15 protein-coding genes are annotated in these 19,679 nt (G+C 61.1%); 5 read left to right on the forward strand and 10 right to left on the reverse strand.

Going from position 1 to position 19,679, the window contains the following annotated elements; all coding sequences use genetic code 11:
* Positions 1-99 precede the first annotated feature (99 nt).
* The 10 genes from MKZ87_RS05255 to MKZ87_RS05300 form a co-directional block, all read right to left on the reverse strand.
* Positions 100-1,911: a calcium-binding protein gene (locus tag MKZ87_RS05255; protein WP_266200373.1), complete on the reverse strand. Its 1,812-nt coding sequence runs from the start codon at positions 1,909-1,911 to the stop codon at positions 100-102.
* A 220-nt stretch (positions 1,912-2,131) separates the two neighbouring features.
* Positions 2,132-5,725 (reverse strand): glycosyltransferase, encoded by a 3,594-nt coding sequence (locus tag MKZ87_RS05260; protein ID WP_266200374.1) that lies wholly within the window; start codon positions 5,723-5,725, stop codon positions 2,132-2,134.
* Between the two features lie 117 nt (positions 5,726-5,842).
* The gene (locus tag MKZ87_RS05265; RefSeq protein ID WP_266200375.1) at positions 5,843-7,414 is read right to left on the reverse strand and encodes a flagellar hook-associated protein 3; all 1,572 of its coding nucleotides are present in this window, start codon (positions 7,412-7,414) and stop codon (positions 5,843-5,845) included.
* 13 nt (positions 7,415-7,427) lie between these two features.
* On the reverse strand, positions 7,428-9,473 hold the full coding sequence (gene flgK, locus MKZ87_RS05270; RefSeq protein ID WP_085699512.1) for a flagellar hook-associated protein FlgK: 2,046 nt from the start codon (positions 9,471-9,473) through the stop codon (positions 7,428-7,430).
* 21 nt (positions 9,474-9,494) lie between these two features.
* Positions 9,495-10,787, reverse strand: coding sequence for a flagellar assembly peptidoglycan hydrolase FlgJ (gene flgJ, locus MKZ87_RS05275; protein ID WP_266200376.1), 1,293 nt, complete (start codon positions 10,785-10,787; stop codon positions 9,495-9,497).
* Positions 10,788-10,798: 11 nt separating this feature from the next.
* Positions 10,799-11,887, reverse strand: coding sequence for a flagellar basal body P-ring protein FlgI (locus tag MKZ87_RS05280; RefSeq protein WP_011333019.1), 1,089 nt, complete (start codon positions 11,885-11,887; stop codon positions 10,799-10,801).
* 27 nt (positions 11,888-11,914) lie between these two features.
* Complete coding sequence (gene flgH, locus MKZ87_RS05285; RefSeq protein WP_085699519.1) at positions 11,915-12,610, reverse strand: flagellar basal body L-ring protein FlgH; 696 nt, start codon at positions 12,608-12,610, stop codon at positions 11,915-11,917.
* A 53-nt stretch (positions 12,611-12,663) separates the two neighbouring features.
* Positions 12,664-13,449, reverse strand: coding sequence for a flagellar basal-body rod protein FlgG (gene flgG, locus MKZ87_RS05290; RefSeq protein WP_007958342.1), 786 nt, complete (start codon positions 13,447-13,449; stop codon positions 12,664-12,666).
* Positions 13,450-13,494: 45 nt separating this feature from the next.
* Entirely contained in the window at positions 13,495-14,235 is a 741-nt protein-coding gene (locus MKZ87_RS05295) for a flagellar basal body rod protein FlgF (RefSeq protein ID WP_007958343.1), read from the reverse strand.
* Between the two features lie 319 nt (positions 14,236-14,554).
* A complete protein-coding gene (locus tag MKZ87_RS05300) occupies positions 14,555-16,114 on the reverse strand; it encodes a sigma-54-dependent transcriptional regulator (RefSeq protein ID WP_085699521.1) in 1,560 nt (519 codons plus the stop codon).
* A 325-nt stretch (positions 16,115-16,439) separates the two neighbouring features.
* On the opposite strand from MKZ87_RS05300, the gene phhA reads away from it, so the two are divergent.
* From phhA to MKZ87_RS05325, 5 genes are all read left to right on the forward strand, one after another.
* Complete coding sequence (gene phhA / locus MKZ87_RS05305) at positions 16,440-17,231, forward strand: phenylalanine 4-monooxygenase (protein ID WP_039765515.1); 792 nt, start codon at positions 16,440-16,442, stop codon at positions 17,229-17,231.
* A gap of 110 nt (positions 17,232-17,341) precedes the next feature.
* Complete coding sequence (locus MKZ87_RS05310) at positions 17,342-17,698, forward strand: 4a-hydroxytetrahydrobiopterin dehydratase (RefSeq protein ID WP_003222798.1); 357 nt, start codon at positions 17,342-17,344, stop codon at positions 17,696-17,698.
* Positions 17,698-18,891, forward strand: a complete 1,194-nt coding sequence (locus MKZ87_RS05315; RefSeq protein WP_234204695.1) for an amino acid aminotransferase — start codon at positions 17,698-17,700, stop codon at positions 18,889-18,891. Before MKZ87_RS05310 ends, MKZ87_RS05315 begins: the two co-directional genes overlap by 1 nt.
* Positions 18,892-19,226: 335 nt before the next feature.
* Positions 19,227-19,358: a hypothetical protein gene (locus MKZ87_RS05320; RefSeq protein WP_256574703.1), complete on the forward strand. Its 132-nt coding sequence runs from the start codon at positions 19,227-19,229 to the stop codon at positions 19,356-19,358.
* A gap of 74 nt (positions 19,359-19,432) precedes the next feature.
* Positions 19,433-19,615, forward strand: coding sequence for a hypothetical protein (locus tag MKZ87_RS05325; RefSeq protein ID WP_085699525.1), 183 nt, complete (start codon positions 19,433-19,435; stop codon positions 19,613-19,615).
* Positions 19,616-19,679: the final 64 nt, after the last annotated feature.

Genomic DNA, 19,679 nt, shown 5'->3' on the forward strand with positions numbered 1-19,679 from the left:
CGCCAGCCCTGCGTCGGCGGGACATCCGGGCATGAAAAAGGGATGAGTCCGTTGCCGGAATCATCCCTCTCATCAAGCTACTTCACTGCATCGAACGGATCAGACAAACATCGCGAATCCATCGATCGTGGCCGGCAGGTCGTAAACCTGGCCGTCAGCGGTCTGCAGATGCTCGATGTTGTTGTACCCGGCGTACCAGCCCTGCAGCTTCACGCCGCTGTCGGGAACGCCGGTGCCGCCGTCGTTGGCGCCGTACAGATAGGCGTCATCACCGATGCGAGTGACGTTCAACTGGTCGAGATTGGCGACGGTGTTCAGGATCAGCGTGTCATTGAGGTCCCAGCCTTCGTCCTGGATCGTCACCAGCCCGGTGGTGTTCACGATATAGGTGTCATCCCCCATACCACCGAGCGCGACGCCGCCAGTACCGGACTGACCCGCCAGGTTGAGAACCAGCACGTCATTACCGCTGCCACCGGACAACAGATAATTGCTGCCTGTGCCGGTCAGCACGTCATTGCCGTCATCACCGAAGGCACTGCCGCTGTTGACCGTGACGGTGTCATCGCCCTGGTCTCCATGGGCCACTGTACCCAGGTCATTCACGGCACTGACGATGACGTCATCACCCGAACCGCCAGACAGCGTGTCGGCTTGCGCAACATCGCCGTCGAGACCGGACTTCAGTCCGCCATAAAGGTGATCGTTGCCTTCGCCACCGGTAAGCTGGTCATCGCCGGTGCCGCCTTCAAGGATGTTGTCGTCCGAATTGCCTTGCAGCGAATCGTTGTACTTGCTGCCGCGCAGGCCTTCGATATCAATGTAGGTGTCGTAAAGCGCGATGCCGCTTTGCGGCCCCCAGTCAAGAGAAGCACTCAACCCTTCGCTGCTGTCGTCATAGCTGACGATGTCGATACCGGCCCCGCCTTCAAAGCGATCACCGCCCGCGCCACCCAGAAGGACGTCATTGCCGGCGCCCGAAACGATGACGTTGTCCCCGTCATTGCCGTAGCCAGTGAAGTTTGCCGTGCCGGTGTAGGTCATGTTTTCAATGAACGGATCCATGTGCATCGACGACAGGCTGGTGTACACGTGGTCGGTACCACCGAAGAGGTCCGTCTCGACAATACTCACACCGGCGCTGTTGATGATGTACACATCGTCGCCCCTTCCACCTTCCAGCGTCACGCCCGCGACGTTGGCGGTGAATCGGTCAGTGAACGACGTCCCGATGACTTTCTCGACGTTCAGCAACGTGACATCCGGACCCGCTTGCTGACCAATGCCGATACTGACGCCATCAAAGGAGTGGCGGTAGCTCACGGTGTCGTAGCCATCGGCGCCATCCACGATCATCGCGTTATCGAGCAGATACACCATGTCATCGAAATTCGATCCCTGAATCGCCTCGATGCCAGTGAAGGTGTCGCCAGCAGCGATGGTCAATGCGTCGTAGTTCTCGAAGTCCTGGACTCTCACACCTTCAAGGCTGTCGGAATAGCTGACAGTATCGAAGCCTTCGCCACCCACGAAGTGATCCGCGCCGGCGCCACCCCAGAACCAGTCGTTGCCGGCACCGCCGATGATCTCGTTGTCACCGGCATTGCCGTAACCCTTGAAATCGCCGGTACCGGTGAAGGTAAGTTTCTCGATGAACGGGTCCATCTTCATGGTGTTGAGGTGAGTGCGCAGCTCACCCGCAGCGACTGTCGTCGAAGCATCGTTGAACTCGACGCTCACCCCCGAGGACAAGGCGTAATAGCTCGCCGTATCAAATCCATCCCCGCCATCCAGCAGATCATTACCGGCACTTGCCAGCAACACATCATCCGACTCCAGTCCATTAAATTGGTCATCACCGTCGGTGCCCAACAGGACATCGGCATCACTCGTTCCATTCACTACTGACATTTGCGTCTTCCTTGCGTTGTTGTTGAACCGGAACCTGCCTCGCGGGCACAAGCCGATCACGCCAGCAGCCACCGTCCGAGGTCAGCGAATAGAGAAGTATCGACAGGGAAATCCCAGTGCTTGAGGCTCTGCGGTGAAAAAGTATCGATACCGATACAAATGGAATGCTGAAGACGCAAAAAAGGCGACTCGATAGTCGCCTCTTTTCCAGCAGTGCCGGTCAGTCCGCCAGCCAGCCGTTTTCCCAATACCGCAGGTTGTCGCCGCGCAGCACGTAGTCGCGCAGTACGACTTCACGTAGTTGATCCCCCATGCGGTAACTGGCATCCGGATCGGCCAGGTGCATACGGATCGCTTGCAGCCACTCCTCAGTGGAATTGGTCTTGACCCGGGTGCACGGCAGGTAACCCTGATAGGCCTCGGTATCGGTGCAGACCACCGGGTAGCCGCATGCGCCGTACTCCAGCAGACGCAGGTTGCTCTTGCAGTCGTTGAAGATGTGGAACTCCAGCGGTGCCAGGGCCAGGTCAAGGTTGAGGCTGGCCAGTTTCGCCGGATACACATCCAGCGGGATCACGCCGTGGAACTCGTGCATGTACGGACGCAAGTCGTCCGGACACATGCCGAAAAACACCCAGTCGACCTCGTTCGCCAGTTCGCGAACCACATCGGCAATGACCGCCAGATCACCGTGGTGACTGGTGCCGCCACCCCAGCCAACGCGCGGCTTTTTCGAGGTGCGACGCTGGCTGCGCAGGTCGGTCCACAAATGCTGCGACAACATGTTCGGTACGACCCGGATGTCGTGGTGCATGTTCGACAGGACATTGGCCAGCGGCTGGGTAGACACCACCACACGATCGCAAAGACCGATTGCCCGCCGCACCAACCGCTCCATTTCGTGCTTGTTCGGCATGTTGCGGATATGCGCATTGCGATGAGGGACATCGATGACATAGTCATCGAGCTCGTAGATCCGCCGGGCGTTGAAAAAGTTTTTCAACGGTGGAATTTCCTCGATGGCACCTTCCGAGTAGCGCCCTTGCAATACGATCACGTCGGGCGACTGGCGCTCGATATCGATGATCGAAGGCAAGCCGTAGCAGATCCGTCCTTCGGCACGATTGGCCGCCTCAAGCTCGATCATCGGCTGACTGATGCGGTAGTGACCGATGGCGGAAGCGTTGATCGGTACCGCCAGTACGTTTGGCAACTGCGTGCGCAAAAACGGGCTCCAACCGGTACGCAGGCCCGGCTCCAGACTGAAGCTGGAAGCGCCAACACCTTGCACCGCCAGATTGACGTTGAACGCAGGGTCGCGCGCGATGAGGGGCAACCAGCGCTTGTAGAACGTCTCGTGCTCCTGAAACTGCTGTTGCTGCTCTTCTGCCGTAGCCTCGATCGTTGGCCGCGCACCCAGCGCCAGCTTGGCGTAAGGCGTCCAGACCACCAGATAACCTTCCCGCCCCACACGCAGACAAAGATCCGCCACATTGAGGGCCTGCGCCAGGTCCTGCTCGTCGAGCCCGTCGGCAGCCTCGAAAACGGCCTTGCGAATCATCAGGCAATCACCGCCGACAGCACTCAGGTCATGCACCGCCTGCAAGCGGAACATGTACCCGTCTGCCTGCAACGCTTGACCATAAAAGGGCAATCCCACGGCACCCTGCATGCCCAGAATCAGGCCGGCATGCAGCACGCAACCGTCCGGATTGTAGATCTTGGCGCCGACCACTCCGACTTCCGGGCGCTGCGCATGATTGAGCAGTTCGTCCAGCCAGTCGGACTGGGTGATGACTGCAAAGGAATTGAGCATCAGCACGTACTCACCGCGTGCCTGACCTACCGCAAAGTTGAGCGTGGCGGCTGCGTTGCCCTGCTGCGCAAAATTCAGCACGCGAACCCGATCGCTGCCCAACTGCGCCATGCCGTCCAGCCAGGCCAGCGCTTCGGCACTGGTGCTGCCGTTATCGACCAGCAACAGCTCGTATTCGGTGTAGGCGGTTTTTTCCAGCAGCGTCTCGACGCAGCGCTGCAAGGCGGCAGTCTGATCCTTGGTCACGATAATGACCGAGACCAGCGGACGCCGTGCGTGATGATAGTCGACGCGATTGAGCAGCTCGGAGCTGCCACTGCGAATGTCATGGGCCAGCCCGAGCCGTTGCAGATGCGCTTCGAGCACGCGCGGATTCTGTTCGATGACGCCTGGGTCCATGAGCCATTTGGACAGGTCGAAAGGCGACTCCAGCATGACCTCGGCGATGTGGCCGATAACCTGGGTGCCTTCTTTCTCGACCAGTCGCCACAGCACATCGTGCGGCGCCAGCTGAGCGAATTCAGGAGCAAAACCACCGAGTGCCAGAAAACGCTCGCGCTCGAATGCCAGTGCCCGCCCGACATAGGGGTAGCTGCGCATCAGGTCGAGGTTGAAATCCGGCTTGAACGCAGGCTCTGCCGACTCCCCGTTACGCAAACTGCCCTCGTCGCTGTACAGGCACTTGAGCGACGGGAAGTGTACGATGCGCTCGGCCATGATCAGCAACGCCGGGGCCACCGGACGATCGCCGGCCTGCAGCAGGTAGAACCAGTCGGCTCCCTCCAGTTGCGGCAGCAGCGTATTGATCTGCTCCATGCCGTCGTCTTGCAGGGGCATGCGAAACACTCGCCCGTCGAGTTCGGTATCGGTACACGAGGCAGACAGGACCAGAATCAGCTCTGGTGGATAATCCTGAGCGGCAAGCGACGCCAGCGTGCGTTCGACACCGTCACGGCTGCCCTGCCGGTCGATGACGATCGGCACGATCCGTGGCTGATGCGACCAGCCGGCGAGGGTTTCCGGCAGCAATGTGCGCTGACCTTCGGTCAGCACCCGGCAGCCGAGCCACTGCGCATAGAGCTCGGCAAAACTCCAGCTGTCGATGCCGACGCTCCACTCCTGACGGCTCTGCTTGGTGCCAAGGGTGCGACTCAGCGGCAACTCTTCCCAGACCCGAGGCTGTTCGTCGGCCTTGGCCAGTGGAATGTAACGAACCCAGCCCGGTGCAGGTGCCGACTCACCGCTGCGGGCCTTGAGCATCTGCGTCATCCACTCACGCTCGACTTCGAGGGCATCCTTCATCGGCTGTTGCGCACTCAGGCGCTCCGGGTATAACCGCTCGGCGCTGAGTACGTTGTTGGACACGGCAAGGTTGCCGCGCCGCAGCAGGCAGACATACAGGGCAAAATCCAGCGACGCGACAAAGCAGTGCCCGTCCTGAGTCAGGGCCGGCAACAGCTCTTCAACGTCGGAACGCCGGAACAACGCGTTGGTGAAGCCACCGAGGACGTTGACCGGGAACTTCTCGAAGATGCCCAGCAGATCGTCGCCCTTGAACAGCCCGCTATGTGGCGACAACGAGGTGTTTTCCAGGCGCGCGGGCAGGATGATGTCCTGCGCATCCCAGAACAGTCTCTGGGCCAGCACCAGGCTCACCTCCTCACGCATCATCTCCTGGGCCTGCTGCCGGATGCAGTCGGCATACAAGTGATCATCGTCGCACAGGAACTTGATGAACTCGCCCCGCGCCTGACTCAGGCATGCCTTGAGGTTGCCGATCATTCCCAGGGTGCGCGGATTGCGCACGTAGCGCACCTCGACGCCGGACTCCTTGATGACCGACGCAACGATACGTTCGATCTCGGACCCCCGGCTGTCATCGCAGACGATGATCTCCAGAGGGCTGTAAGTCTGGCTGACGGCACTGTTCAATGTCCGCTCGAAAAAGCGCGGGTTGAAGGAAGGAATGACCAGACTGACAAGGGGGAGTGAATTCACGGCGGACTCGCAAGCGGCGGGAACCCGCCCGGAACAGCGAGCCCTTTGAAACCGCAAAAAAAGACGATTGATACAGAGCGATCAGAGCAAGCGGGCGCTTGCGCGCCCGCTCAGGCTTCAGATCTTGTTGAACAGGCCCAACTGAGAGATTTTGCTGAACGCCAGTTGCGAGGCCTGCAGCATGGTCTGCTGCAAGGTCAGGCGGGTCATCACTTCGGCCGGATCCGAATCACGGATCGTGCCCTGAGTGGTGGAGTTTGCCAGCTGCAGGCTCTGGTTGGTGGTGCTCTGGTCATCCAGCGACTGCCCGCGGGCACCGATGGAGGTTACCGCGCTGCCGATCTGGTTGGCGGCGCTGTCGATGTTGCCGAGGCCGGCTTCCATGGCACCCTGGAATTTCTGCTTGGCCACCGGATCACCGTCGATCGGGGTGTTCAGTGCCGTGACCATCTGGCCCAAGGTGTCGAGCACGTTCTGGGTCTGGTGGTTGTTGGACTGGATCGAGAACTGGTCACCGGCCGCCGGCGTGCCACCGAGGGCGAAGGTCACACCCGCTGCCGTGGCGTTGCCGCCCGCTACGGTACCCGACGAAATCGGCTTGCTGTCGGCAGTGACAGGCGCTGCGTACAGGTCGAACGCGGTGGCGCTGGTGAACTTCAGGACTGCGCCGCCGCCCGACGGGAAGGCGGCGTCGTAGGCTGCCTGGCTGGTGACGCTGGAACCGGTGATGACCGCGGTCGACGGGTTGCCCGGGCTGCGCGAAGCGGTGAACGAGTCCGGCGAAGCCGACAGCTGGAAGCTGTGACCGGCAATGACCGCGTCCGGGTTGGTATCGCCGGCCTTGAGGTTGATGTTCAGCTTCATGTCGACGCCACGGAAGCTGACCGTCTGGTTGGCGCCGTTGCTGTTGCTGATCAGACCGTTCTGACTGGCCTCGGAAGTCACGTCATTGCCCAGGGCATCGGTGATCTTGATTTGAGTGCTGCTGATGAAATCCACGGTGTACGGCTGGCCGGCGGTGAATTTCGCGTTGTAAGTCGCAGCGGTGCCGACGATCCCGTTGGTCAGCACCACACGACCGTCATCGACCGCCGGAGCCGTCATGGTGGTCTGGGTCCGGGCGGTATTGATCGTCTGCTGGAAAGCATCCCAACCGGTGGTGTTGGTGGCCACCGACAGGCCGTCGCCAATGCCCAGGTTGATCTGGGTCTGGTCACCGTTGTAGGTGTAGGTGCCGTCGGCGTTCTGCGAGTACGGCGCGGTATCGGTCTTCGAACCGGAGAACAGGTAATTGCCGTTGGCATCCTTGGAGTTCATCAGGCCCAGCACTTGTTGCTGGATCTGGCTCAGTTCGGCGGCGTAAGCCTGGCGGTCCTTGTCGGTGGCAATGCCGTTGTTGGCTGCCAGTCCGATTTCCTTGGCGCGCTGCAAGGCATCGGTGATAGCCGTCAGCGTGGATTCCTGAACGGTCAGCGCGCTCTTGGTGGTATCGATGTTGCCTTTGTACTGATCGAGCATCGCGGCCTGCTGGCCGAGCTTCAGCAAGCGACCGGCACCGATCGGGTCGTCGGCGGCGGTGTTGATGCGCTGCAGGCTGCTGGCTTCGTTCGCGGTCGCGACAGCCTTGCTGTAGTTGCGCTGATATTGAGCAGCTTGCGTCGCGTAATACTGAGCGGTGGAAATGCGCATGAATTACGACTCCTTAAAGACTGTTGATCAGCGTGGCGAAGGTTTCCTGCGCAGCCTTGATGATCTGCGAAGACGCTGTGTAGTACTGCTGATACTTGACCAGGTTGCCGGTCTCTTCGTCCAGGTTGACCTGAGACAGCGAATCACGCGCGCCCTGCGCCTGATCCAGAATGGCTGTGGTGGCTTCGATGTCGGACTTGCTTTGCGCGGCCTTGGTACCGACGTTGGTCACCAGTTTGTTGTAGGCGTCGGTCAGGCTGATGCCCTTGCTGCCCGAACCGGTGTCCACGGTCTGCTTGGTCTGCAGGCCGACCAGCGCCTGGGCGTTGCGGTTGTCCGAAGACGCCGCGCCGGTCAGGCTCATGGTGAAGGTTTCGCCGGCCTTCGGGGTTGCGCCCACGGTGGTCTGCACGGTGAAGGTTTTCTGCACGTTCGGCGTGACGCTGGTGTCCATCACCGGCGCGCCGGTGGAGTCGACCATGCCGATCTTCAGGTTCAGGGTGTTGGCCTGCCCCGGCACGATGGTCCCGGTGCCGATGGTGTTGCCCTTGGCGTCGACCATGTTGTACGACTGGCTGCCGCTGGCGACCGCGCCGAACACCAGCTTGACCGGGGTCGAATATTTGAGTGCGTTCTGCAACTCGGCCTGCGAGGTCGGGTTGTAGATGTCGATGGTGTCAGTGAGCGTCGGCTGGGTGTAGGTGCCGGAGTTATTGGCACTGGCCACGCCGGTCAACGGTGCCGCCGCCGCGATTTTTTTCGGGTCGGTGAGCACGGTCTGGATGCTCGAGGCCGCGCCACGGGTCGGGGTCACCTTGAAGGTGTCGCCGGCGCTCAGGGCACCGCCATTGAGGGCCAGGGTAAAGCCGTCAATAACCGGAGGCGGCGTGGTCGTGGTGCTGAACGAACCCATGTCGGTACCGTCCGAGCGCTTGACCGTGTAGTTGGTCGCGCTGGTGAAAGTGACCTGGTAATCGTTGGTGGTCAGCTTGCCGGTGTCGCTGATGGTGACGTCAAGGTTGCCCGAACCTGCGCTGTTGCTCGCCTGGGCAATGCTGCGCTGACTGATCAGCGCGGCACTGTTGATGTTGTTGAAAATCGCTGCGCCGAAATCACCGTTCTTGTCGATGCCCTGGGCTTGCTGACGGTTGACCTGATCGGCGATCACCAGCGCCACGCGGCCCAGCTCGTTGAGCGACGGGTCGAGCACTTCCTTGCGATAGCTCAGCAGACCGCCGATTTCGCCACCGCTGATCACCGAAGTGATGTCGATGGTGCTCGAACCGCGGTCCATCTGGATGCCCATGCGCGACGGGTCATCCTTGCTCGGCACGGTGCTCAGGGTGTTGGTGGTGTTACCGACAACCAGCGGCTGACCGCTGCCGACGTAAACGTCGAAGCTGGTGCCGCGCTCGACGACCTGCGCGCCGACCAACTGGGAGAGCTGACGCACGGCTTCGTTGCGGGTGTCGAGCAGATCGTTCGGCTGGCCGCCGCTGGTGGAAATCTCGCCGATCTTCTGGTTGAGATTGGCAATCGAGGTGGCCAGTTTGTTGACCTGGGCCGCCATGTCGCCAAGGTTGCCGTTGATCGTGGTGTTCTGGTCGTTGAGCTGCTTGGCCAGTGCGTTGAAGCGGCTGGTCAGGGCTTGCGCGCCGGTCAGCACCGATTGACGCGAAGTGTCGTCGGTGGCCGAGGTCGATACGCCCTGCATCGAGGTAAAGAACTTCTGCAGCACGCCGGTCAGGCCGGTGTTGGTGTCGGACAGCGAGCCGTCCAGTGCTGTCGCCTGCGCGCCATAGGCGTCGGCTTCGCTGCTCAGCGAGGTGGCGGTGTGCAGCTGCGATTCGAGGTAGGAGTTATACACCCGGCGCACGTCGGCGAGGGTCGTACCGGTACCGATGAACACGTTGCCGTACTGAATCGAGGACTTGGTGCCCTGCACGGTTTGCTGACGCGAATAACCGGCGGTGTCGACGTTGGCAATGTTGTTACCTGTCACAGCCAGAGAGGACGAACTCGCGGCCAGCCCCGACATCCCGATATTGAGCAAACTCATGATTCAAACCTTACCTTGTGTTTATAAGGGCGTTGTTGAAACGCCGGCCGCAGCGTAGTTCTGATTGACCGTCATCTGCCTGGCAATCTGCGAAATCTTCGTCGCGTAGTTCGGGTCGGTCGCATAACCGGCCTTCTGCAATTCGCGTACAAACTGTTCTGGGTTATCGGCCGCCTTGAGCACATCTTGATAGCGATTATTGCTCTGCAGCAAAGTCACCAGATCGTGGAAGCTGTCCTTGTACGAGGCGTAGGAACGGAACTCGGCCGTCTCCTTGACCATCTGCCCATTGCGGAATTCGCTGGTGATCGCCCGGGCCGAATCGCCCTTCCAGTTGCCGCTGGCCTTGATGCCGAACAGGTTGTGACTGCTGCTGCCGTCCTGGGCGCGCATGACCGACTTGCCCCAACCGGTTTCCAGCGCGGCCTGAGCCACCAGATAACGCGGATCGACACCAATGCGTGCGGCGGCTTCCTGCGCCATCGGCAGCATGGTGTTGACGAATTGGTCAGCGTTGCTGAACGCGCGTTTGGCCGGCGCCAGCGGAATCTGCGCCATGGCGCGACCGTAAATCTGCATCTGTCCGCCGGAGGCCTTGTCCGCCTCGGCGCGGTCCAGCCAGTCGCCGTTGTACAGCGGGCCGGAACCGGTGACAGCGGCAGTCGTGGCGCGTTGCGGCAATTGAGTGGCCGCTGCCGGCGTGGCCGACGGCACCAGGCCTGCGAGCAAGCGATCCGCCAGTTTCGGCGGCAACGCCAGACGACGCTGGTTGATCATTTCCATGTCGTTGCGATGGGTCAGTTCGGTGTTCGGCGCATGCACCGAACGCGACGCCCACAACGGACGCTCGCCATTGAGTCGCGACAACGGGCCATGGGTGGCCACGGTGCCAGCGGCAATCGGCGTTTCCACCGCAGCGGCCCTGGCCAGCGCTTCCTGCTGCTTGGCAGCGGACGCGGCCGCAGCCTCGCCCGGCACCATCGGTTTGTTCTTCGACATCTGCTTTATCAGCACGTCGGCCAGGCCAATGCCACCACCCTCGCGGGACATGGAGACCGCCAGTTGCTGGTCATACATTTCCTGGTATTGCTTGGCGGCCGGCGTGTTGAGCGGGTTGTCCTGGCCCAGCGCCTCGGTGGCCGAACGCATCGACTTGAGCATTTCACCGAGGAACAGCGATTCGAATTCCTGCGCGACCTTGCGCATGTTCGCATCGCTGTTCTTGTCGCCGACCTTCAGTTGGTTCAAGCGATTGAGGTCGGAGTACGAGCCCGAATCGCTGCTGCTGACCAGACCGCTTTTGCGCATATCCATGGTCGCGGTCCTCAGATCACGATCAGGTCGGCTTGCAACGCGCCGGCCTGCTTCAGTGCTTCGAGGATCGCCATCAGGTCACCCGGCGCGGCGCCGACCTGGTTCACCGCCCGCACGATCTCGTCGAGGGTGGTGCCCGGGCCGAACTTGAACATCGGCTTGGCTTCCTGTTCGGCATTCACCCGCGAGCGCGGCACCACGGCGGTCTGGCCGTTGGACAGCGGACCCGGCTGGCTGACGATCGGGTCTTCGGTGATGGTCACGGTCAGGCTGCCGTGGGTCACGGCGGCTGGCGATACCTTCACGTTCTGGCCGATGACGATGGTGCCGGTACGCGAGTTGATGATGACTTTCGCCACCGCCTGACCCGGATCGACTTCGAGGTTTTCCAGGATCGACAGGTAGTCGACACGCTGGCTCGGATCGAGCGGCGCGGTCACACGAATGGAACCACCGTCGATGGCCTGGGCGACACCAGGGCCGAGCATGTCGTTGATCTTGTCGACGATGCGCTTGGCGGTGGTGAAGTCGGAACGGTTGAGGTTCAGCGTCAGGCTGTTGCCCTGGTTGAACCCGCTCGGCACCGAACGCTCGACCGACGCACCGCCAGGGATGCGACCGGCCGACGGAACGTTGACGGTGATCTTCGAACCGTCACGACCTTCGGCATCGAAACCGCCGACCACCAGGTTGCCCTGGGCGATGGCGTAGACGTTGCCGTCGATACCCTTGAGCGGAGTCAGCAACAGAGTGCCGCCGCGCAGGCTCTTGGAGTTACCGATAGACGACACGGTGATGTCGACCTGTTGACCCGGTTTGGCGAACGCCGGCAGATCGGCACTGACCGACACCGCCGCGACGTTTTTCAGCTGCACGTTGCCCGATCCCGGCGGCACTTTGATACCGAACTGCGAGAGCATGTTGTTGAAGGTCTGCAGGGTGAACGGGGTCTGCGTGGTCTGGTCGCCGGTGCCGTTGAGGCCGACCACCAGGCCATAGCCGATCAACTGGTTGGAACGCACGCCGGAGATGCTGGCGATATCTTTCAGCCGCTCGGCGTGGGCACCAAAGGCTGCGGACATCAACGCCGCAGCGAGCATGAGGCTCTTGAAATTCAACGTAGCCACCTAGAAAGGGAACAGCGGGCTGAGGAAGAAACGGTCGAACCAGCCTGGCTGACTCGCATCGGCGAACGAACCGGTGCCCGAGTAGGTGATGCGCGCATCGGCAACCCGGGTCGACGACACGGTGTTGTCAGTGGCGATGTCATCGGCGCGCACGAGGCCGGCGATCCGCACCAGCTCGTCGCCGGTGTTGAGGGTCATCCACTTCTCGCCACGCACGGCGATGATGCCGTTGGGCAAGACATCGGCGACGGTCACGGTGATCGAGCCGGTCAGGGTGTTGCCCTGTGCGGCCTTGCTGTCGCCCTTGGTTGCGCGGTCGCCGCTGTAGCCGACGTCCAGGCTCAGATCGTTACCGCCCAACGGGTTGTTGGTGGTGCCACTGCCGCCGAACAGCGACGTCAGGCCGATGCCGGTCTTGCTGTTCTTGGCCACCTGCGAGTTGGCGTTCTTGCTGGCCTGGGTCTTCTCGTTCAGGGTGATGGTGATGATGTCACCGACCCGGAACGCCTTGCGGTCGCTGTACAGGTTCTGCTCGAAACCGGCCTGATAGATCGAGCCGTTGTTGGCGGCCGACGGCAACGGTGTGCGCGGCAACACCGGGGCGTAGTAAGGATCATTGGGCTTGGGCGTCGGGGCGACGCAGCCCGCGAGCGAGACGACCCCACTCAATGCCACAACAGATACAAAGCGCTTCATGACCCTTACCTCACGGTGTTGCAGGCGACCTCATGGCCGCCTCATAGACTTGATTACAGATTCTGCGTTACGAACGAGAGCATCTGGTCGGCGGTGGAGATCACCTTGGAGTTCATCTCGTACGCACGCTGAGTGGTGATCATGTTGACCATCTCTTCCACAGTGCTGACGTTGGAGGTTTCCAGGGTGTTCTGCAGGGTGGTACCGAAACCGTTCAGGCCCGGAGTACCGACTTGCGGTGCACCGGAAGCGGCGGTTTCCAGGAACAGGTTGTTGCCCACCGCTTGCAGACCGGCCGGGTTGATGAAGTCGGCGGTTTGCAGGTTGCCGATCACTTGCGAAGCGGCGTTGCCGGCAACGGTGATCGACACAGTGCCGTCACGGCCCACAGTGAAGGTCTGGGCGTTGTTCGGGATGACAATCGCCGGCTCCAGGGCGAAACCACTGGCGTTGACGATCTGACCATTGGAGTCGAGGTGGAAAGTACCGTCACGAGTGTAGGACGTGGTGCCGTCCGGCTGCAGGATCTGGAAGAAACCGCGACCGTCGATGGCCATGTCCAGCGGCTGCTCGGTGGTCTGCAGGCTACCGGCGGTGAAGTTTTTCTGGGTGCCGACGATGCGCACACCGGTACCCACCTGCAGACCCGACGGCAGTTCGCTGTCCTGGGTCGACTGGGCGCCTGGCTGACGCTTGATCTGGTACAGCAGGTCCTGGAATTCGGCGCGGTCACGTTTGAAACCCGTGGTCGACACGTTGGCCAGGTTGTTGGAAATGGTGGTCAGGTTGGTGTCCTGGGCGGACAGACCGGTTTTGGCAACCCATAGAGCCGGAAGCATTCGATTCTCCTCGTGCGCCTGTTTTACGGCGCGACGTTCTGATAATTAGCTGATCTGCAAGACCCGAGCCATGGCCTGGTCATCGTCTTTGGCGGTGTTCATCATCTTGACGTGCAATTCGAACTGCTTGGCCAGGGCCAGCACCGACGTCATTTCTTCCACGGCATTGACGTTGCTCGACTCCAGGAAACCCGACACCAGTTTGACGTTGGCATCGGCCGGCGCAGGCTGGCCGTCCTTGGTGTAAATCGAACCGTCCAGGCCCTTGTTCATGTTCTTGATGTCCGGGTTGACCAGCTTGATCCGGTCGACTTCGGCCATGACGCGCGGACCTTCGCCCATCGCACGGATACTGATGGTGCCGTCTTCACCGACTTCCACCTGCTGTTCCGGCGGCACGGCGATCGGCCCGCCATTGCCCATGACCGGCATGCCGTTGCCGGCACGCAACACGCCGAGGGCATCGATATTGAGGCTGCCGGTGCGCACGTAGCTTTCCCCGCCATTAGGGTTCTGCACGGCGATCCAGCCGTTGCCCGACACGGCGACGTCGAGGTCGCGTCCGGTCTGCACCAGCGAGCCCGGCGTGAAGTCGGTGGCGGGCCGTTCGCTCATGGCAAACGCACGCGCCGGAAAGCTGTCACCAAACACCGGCATCGAACGCGCCTGCTCCAGGTCGCGCTGAAAACCATTGGTGGAGATGTTCGCCAGGTTGTTGGCATGAGCCTTTTGCGCCAGTGCGTTCTGGCTGGCGCCGGTCATTGCCACATAAAGGTACTTGTCCACACTCTTTCCTCTGCATGCCGGACGTTTGCCGCCCACCGCTGTACTGCTGAGCCATAAGCAATTTGCAGACCAACTTTTTTCTGGCGGCCAAGGGCCCGGTAAACAAAGGACTTGAGGGATTTTGCGGGAAGGAGGGAAATGTATCGAAGACGAAAAACCGGCGGTGTCATGCCGCCATGTGGCAAGGCATTACCTTTTCACTGCCTGTAGCGCCGCCTTCGCGAGCAAGCTCGCTCCCACAAGGTCTGCCGCCAAATGAAGCTTTACTGTGGGAGCGAGCTTGCTCGCGAAGAGGCCATAACAGACATACATCTGCAGGCTATGACTCCGCCTTGCCGACTTCGTATTCACGCAGCTTGTTGGCAATCGTGGTGTGCGAAACCCCGAGCCGCTTACCCAGCTGCCGGCTGCTCGGATGCTCGGAATACAGTCGCTCCAGCACCGCTTTCTCGAAGCGCCCGACAATTTCGTCCAGCCCGCCTTCGAGGGAGAAATCGCCAAGCGGCTGACGCACACCATAATCCGGCAGGCGAATATGCTCAGCCTTGACCGTGCCGCCGTCGCACAGCGAAACCGCCTGGAACAGCACGTTCTCCAGTTGCCGCACGTTGCCCGGCCAATGGTAGTGACTGAGCCGGTCCATCGCCGCCGGCGCCAGTTTCGGCAGCGGGCAACCGATCTGCCGGCTGGCCTGATCGAGAAAGTGCTCCACCAGCGGCGTCAAACCGTCGAGACATTCGCGCAGTGGCGGAATGTGCAGCGACAGCACGTTCAAGCGGTGATACAGATCCTGGCGAAACTCGCCCCGCGCGCACAGCTCCGACAAGTCGACCTGGGTTGCACAGATCACCCGCACATCCAGGTAAACCTCTTCATCACTTCCCACGCGACGGAAGCAGCCGTCCTGCAGGAAGCGCAGCAATTTCACCTGCAAGCGCGGGCTCATTTCGCCAACGCCATCGAGGAACAGCGTGCCGCCCGCCGTCAGTTCCAGCAGCCCGAGCTTGCCTTCGGCCCGCGCCCCTTCAAAGGCACCGGGGCCGTAGCCGAACAGCTCGGTCTCGGCCATCGACTCCGGCAGGCCCGCGCAGTTGAGCGCCATCAACGGCGACTGACCACGCGGACTCGCCAGGTGACAGGCCCGCGCCAGCAATTCCTTGCCGGTGCCGGTTTCACCTTCAATCAGCAGTGGCGCATCCAGCGGCGCCATGCGTCGTGCTTCGCGCACCACCGCCGCCATCACTTTCGAGCTCTGGAAGATGCTGTCGAAGCCACGCAATTCCTGCTTGCGCACGTTGTAGATGCGCTCGCCGACACGATCCGCCCGGTGCAAGGTCAGCACGGCACCGGCCATGGCCTCGCTGTCGTCGTGCTCCGACTGCAGCGGCGCAATGTCGGCCAGAAAGATGTCGCCCTTGACCTTGACCCGCATGCCATTGATTCGCGATTTATTGGCGCGCACCAGCTCCGGCAGGTCGAAATCTTCGGCGTAACGCGACAGTGCAATTCCCGGCACCTCGTCCACTCGCACCCCGAGCAACTGCGCCGCCGCCCGGTTGGCCGCGACGATGGAACCGCCCATGTCGATCGACAGCACCGGAAACTCGAGCGCGCCGAGCAGCGCATTCAACTCCATATGCCGCCGTTCGCTGGGCATCAGCCCTACCCGCTTGACGCCGAACACACCGGCGATGGCCTCGAACTTGGGTCGTAGCGCCTGGAACTGAATGTTGATCAGGTTCGGGCAATGCAGATAGATCGCGTTGCCGTGCTCACCGCCGACCTCGCCCCGGGCGACGTTGATCCCGTACTCCACCAGCAAGTTGAGGATGTCGCGCAGGATGCCGATGCGGTTCTGGCAGTGGACTTTGATACGCATATAAAGGCCCGACAAAGAAAGGATTGAACACAATCCCTGCGAGAGCGAGCTTGCTCCAACAGGTTTTTGCCGCGCACCTTGGTCTCTTTTTCTGCCCGGGCGCGCAAATAGTCGTCAAGATTATGTGACAGCCATCGACCTTTTCAAACCCGGCAGTCGGCACAAACACGATGCATCGCCCGAAGCGTAACGAAAATTTTACGAATTATAGAGACTTTTCCTACTCGCCCGATCTTCAACCTGCTGCAACAACGAACGTTCCGGGGTATTTCTCAGTCCATCGCAGGACATAACAAGAACGAAATTCCCCTCGCAGGAGAGCAGTATGAAGCAGACGCAATACGTGGCCCGCGAGCCCGATGCGCAAGGTTTTATCGACTACCCCGCCGAAGAACACGCGGTGTGGAACACGCTGATCACCCGCCAGATGAAAGTGATCGAGGGGCGTGCGTGCCAGGAATACCTGGACGGTATCGAAAAACTCGGTCTGCCCCACGACCGCATTCCGCAACTGGGCGAGATCAACAAGGTGCTCGGCGAGACCACCGGTTGGCAGGTCGCCCGCGTCCCGGCGCTGATCCCCTTTCAGACCTTCTTCGAATTGCTCGCCAGCAAGCAGTTTCCGGTGGCCACGTTCATTCGCACCCGCGAAGAACTGGACTACCTGCAAGAGCCGGACATTTTCCACGAGATCTTTGGCCACTGCCCGTTGCTGACCAACCCGTGGTTCGCCGAATTCACCCACACCTACGGCAAACTCGGCCTGCAGGCGACCAAGGAAGAACGCGTTTATCTGGCGCGCCTGTACTGGATGACCATCGAGTTCGGCCTTGTGGACACCCCGCAAGGCAAACGCATCTACGGCGGCGGAATCCTGTCCTCGCCAAAAGAAACTGTTTATTCGCTGTCGGACGAGCCCGAGCATCAGGCTTTCGATCCGCTGGAAGCCATGCGCACCCCATACCGCATCGACATCCTGCAGCCGCTGTATTTTGTCCTGCCGAACCTCAAGCGCCTGTTCGACCTGGCCCACGAAGACATCATGGCCATGGTCAAGCAAGGCATGCAGCTGGGTCTGCACGCACCTAAGTTTCCGCCAAAACCAAAAGCCGCGTGACCCGCGACTTTTGCTTACAAGTGAGTCTGTCAGTCGTCGCCACTTTGGTTTAGCGTGGCGACATTGACCGCCAATATAAAAAAACACCTTCAGATTTCAGGAAGTCCACCATGTCCACTTTGAACCAAGCCCACTGCGAAGCCTGCCGTGCCGATGCCCCACAAGTCAGCGATGAAGAATTGCCGATCCTGATCAAGCAGATCCCTGACTGGAACATCGAAGTACGCGACAGCATCATGCAGCTGGAAAAAGTCTTCCTGTTCAAGAACTTCAAGCACGCCCTGGCGTTCACCAACGCCGTCGGCGAGATCTCCGAGGCCGAAGGTCATCACCCGGGCCTGCTGACCGAGTGGGGCAAAGTCACCGTGACCTGGTGGAGCCACTCGATCAAGGGCCTGCACCGCAACGACTTCATCATGGCCGCACGCACTGACGAAGTGGCCAAGACCGCAGAAGGACGCAAGTAATGCACTTCGACGCCATCGGCCGGGTGCCCGGCGACCCGATCCTCGGTCTGATGGAGGCCTACGCGCAGGACTCCAACCCGCGCAAGTTCGACCTCGGCGTGGGCGTCTACAAGGATGCCCAGGGCCTGACGCCGATCCCCGAGGCGGTGAAAATCGCCGAAGCGCGGCTGGTCGAAAGCCAGGACACCAAGACCTACATCGGTGGCCACGGCAATCCACTGTTCGGCAAGGTCATCAACGAGCTGGTGCTCGGTGCCGATTCGGCACTGATCGCCGAGCAACGTGCCGGCGCCACCCAGACCCCGGGCGGCACGGGCGCCCTGCGTCTGGCAGCGGACTTCATCGCGCAATGCCTGCCGGGCAAGGGCGTATGGCTGAGTAACCCGACCTGGCCGATACACGAAACGATTTTCGCGGCCGCCGGCGTCAAGATCAGCCATTACCCGTACGTCGGCAGCGACAACCGCCTCGACGTCGAGGCAATGCTCGCCGTGCTCAACGAAGTGCCGAAGGGCGATGTGGTGCTGCTGCACGCGTGCTGTCACAACCCGACCGGCTTCGATCTGAATCACGACGACTGGCAGCGGGTGCTGGAGGTGGTGCGTCGCCGCGATTTGCTGCCGCTGATCGACTTTGCCTACCAGGGCTTTGGCGACGGTCTGGAGCAGGATGCGTGGTCGACCCGACTGTTTGCGGCCGAGCTGCCCGAGCTGCTGATCACCAGTTCCTGCTCGAAGAACTTTGGCCTGTACCGCGACCGCACCGGTGCGTTGATCGTCAGTGCGAAAACCGCTGACAAGCTGATCGACATCCGCAGCCAGCTGGCGCACATTGCCCGCAACCTGTGGTCGACGCCACCGGATCACGGCGCAGCTGTCGTCGCCACGATCCTCGCCGACCCGGAGCTGAAACGCCGCTGGGCCGACGAAGTGGAAGCCATGCGCTTGCGCATCGCCCAGTTGCGCAGCGGCCTGGTGGAAGCGCTCGAGCCGCACGGTCTGCGCGAGCGCTTTGCGCACATTGGCGTGCAGCGCGGGATGTTCTCCTACACCGGCCTGTCGCCGGAACAGGTGAAAAACCTGCGCGAGCATCACAGCGTGTACATGGTCAGCTCGGGCCGGGCCAACGTCGCCGGGATTGATGCAACGCGTCTTGACCTGCTGGCCGAAGCGATCGCCAACGTCTGCAAATAACCCGCCCGCTGATCCTGCTCACTCCCACGTTGATCGTTCCCACGCTCAGCGTGGGAATGCCTCAATGGACGCTCCGCGTCCGCTTCGGCAGGGACGCGGAGTGTCCCGGCTGCATTCCCACGCGGAGCGTGGGAACGATCTGGCGCACTCATCGCGAGCAGGTTCGCCCCCACACTTGCCCTGCGTCACCCTGTCGCACTTGTCTAGACAATCCCGCCCGTCGAAACAGATGGATTTAAAAATCTGTTTGTCACTTTTCCTGCTGTATCCTGCGCAGGCTTTCTGAAAGCGCGGATCTACCAGATCTATCAACAGACTTAGCGAGGAGCGCAACCATGCACGAGATTCCGAATCTCCCCTTCCCAAGCCTGCACGTACCTGAGCAGACGACCACGCAACAAGCCGGTGCCCAACAGCCCGAGCCGAAAGAAGCCGCCGAAAGCCGTCCGGCCGACAGCGAAGAGTAAGCAACACCCGCCGTACAGACCGTGTGGAAAGCGCTAACATGCGCTTTCCACACTGCCTGAAACCTGAGCCTGCCATGACCGACGAAACCTTTAACGAACAACAGGCTGAAATCCTTATCGGCGCCACCGAGAAGATGATCGAGATCTGGAGCCGTCTCTCGCCCGAGAAACAGGCCGCGCTGCTCGCTCGTTTCGGCAGCGAAGAAAACGCACTGGCCGCACTGGTCACCACGCAATTGGTCGCCCCGGCCAAATAGTTTTACTTTTCCCCGCCCCAGACGCGTCCGCATCGGTATCATGAGCAGCCTATCTATTCTGCTC

Source organism: Pseudomonas sp. MCal1, from assembly GCF_026341415.1.
Lineage (GTDB): Bacteria > Pseudomonadota > Gammaproteobacteria > Pseudomonadales > Pseudomonadaceae > Aquipseudomonas.

Coding starts and splice junctions, on each gene's coding strand:
- MKZ87_RS05255 (WP_266200373.1), bottom strand. CDS start 1,911: ATGTCAGTAGTGAATGGAACGAGTGATGCCGATGTCCTGTTGGGCACC.
- MKZ87_RS05265 (WP_266200375.1), bottom strand. CDS start 7,414: ATGCGCATTTCCACCGCTCAGTATTACGCGACGCAAGCTGCTCAATAT.
- flgK (WP_085699512.1), bottom strand. CDS start 9,473: ATGAGTTTGCTCAATATCGGGATGTCGGGGCTGGCCGCGAGTTCGTCC.
- flgJ (WP_266200376.1), bottom strand. CDS start 10,787: ATGGATATGCGCAAAAGCGGTCTGGTCAGCAGCAGCGATTCGGGCTCG.
- MKZ87_RS05280 (WP_011333019.1), bottom strand. CDS start 11,887: ATGCTCGCTGCGGCGTTGATGTCCGCAGCCTTTGGTGCCCACGCCGAG.
- flgH (WP_085699519.1), bottom strand. CDS start 12,610: ATGAAGCGCTTTGTATCTGTTGTGGCATTGAGTGGGGTCGTCTCGCTC.
- flgG (WP_007958342.1), bottom strand. CDS start 13,449: ATGCTTCCGGCTCTATGGGTTGCCAAAACCGGTCTGTCCGCCCAGGAC.
- MKZ87_RS05300 (WP_085699521.1), bottom strand. CDS start 16,114: ATGCGTATCAAAGTCCACTGCCAGAACCGCATCGGCATCCTGCGCGAC.
- phhA (WP_039765515.1), top strand. CDS start 16,440: ATGAAGCAGACGCAATACGTGGCCCGCGAGCCCGATGCGCAAGGTTTT.
- MKZ87_RS05310 (WP_003222798.1), top strand. CDS start 17,342: ATGTCCACTTTGAACCAAGCCCACTGCGAAGCCTGCCGTGCCGATGCC.
- MKZ87_RS05315 (WP_234204695.1), top strand. CDS start 17,698: ATGCACTTCGACGCCATCGGCCGGGTGCCCGGCGACCCGATCCTCGGT.
- MKZ87_RS05320 (WP_256574703.1), top strand. CDS start 19,227: ATGCACGAGATTCCGAATCTCCCCTTCCCAAGCCTGCACGTACCTGAG.
- MKZ87_RS05325 (WP_085699525.1), top strand. CDS start 19,433: ATGACCGACGAAACCTTTAACGAACAACAGGCTGAAATCCTTATCGGC.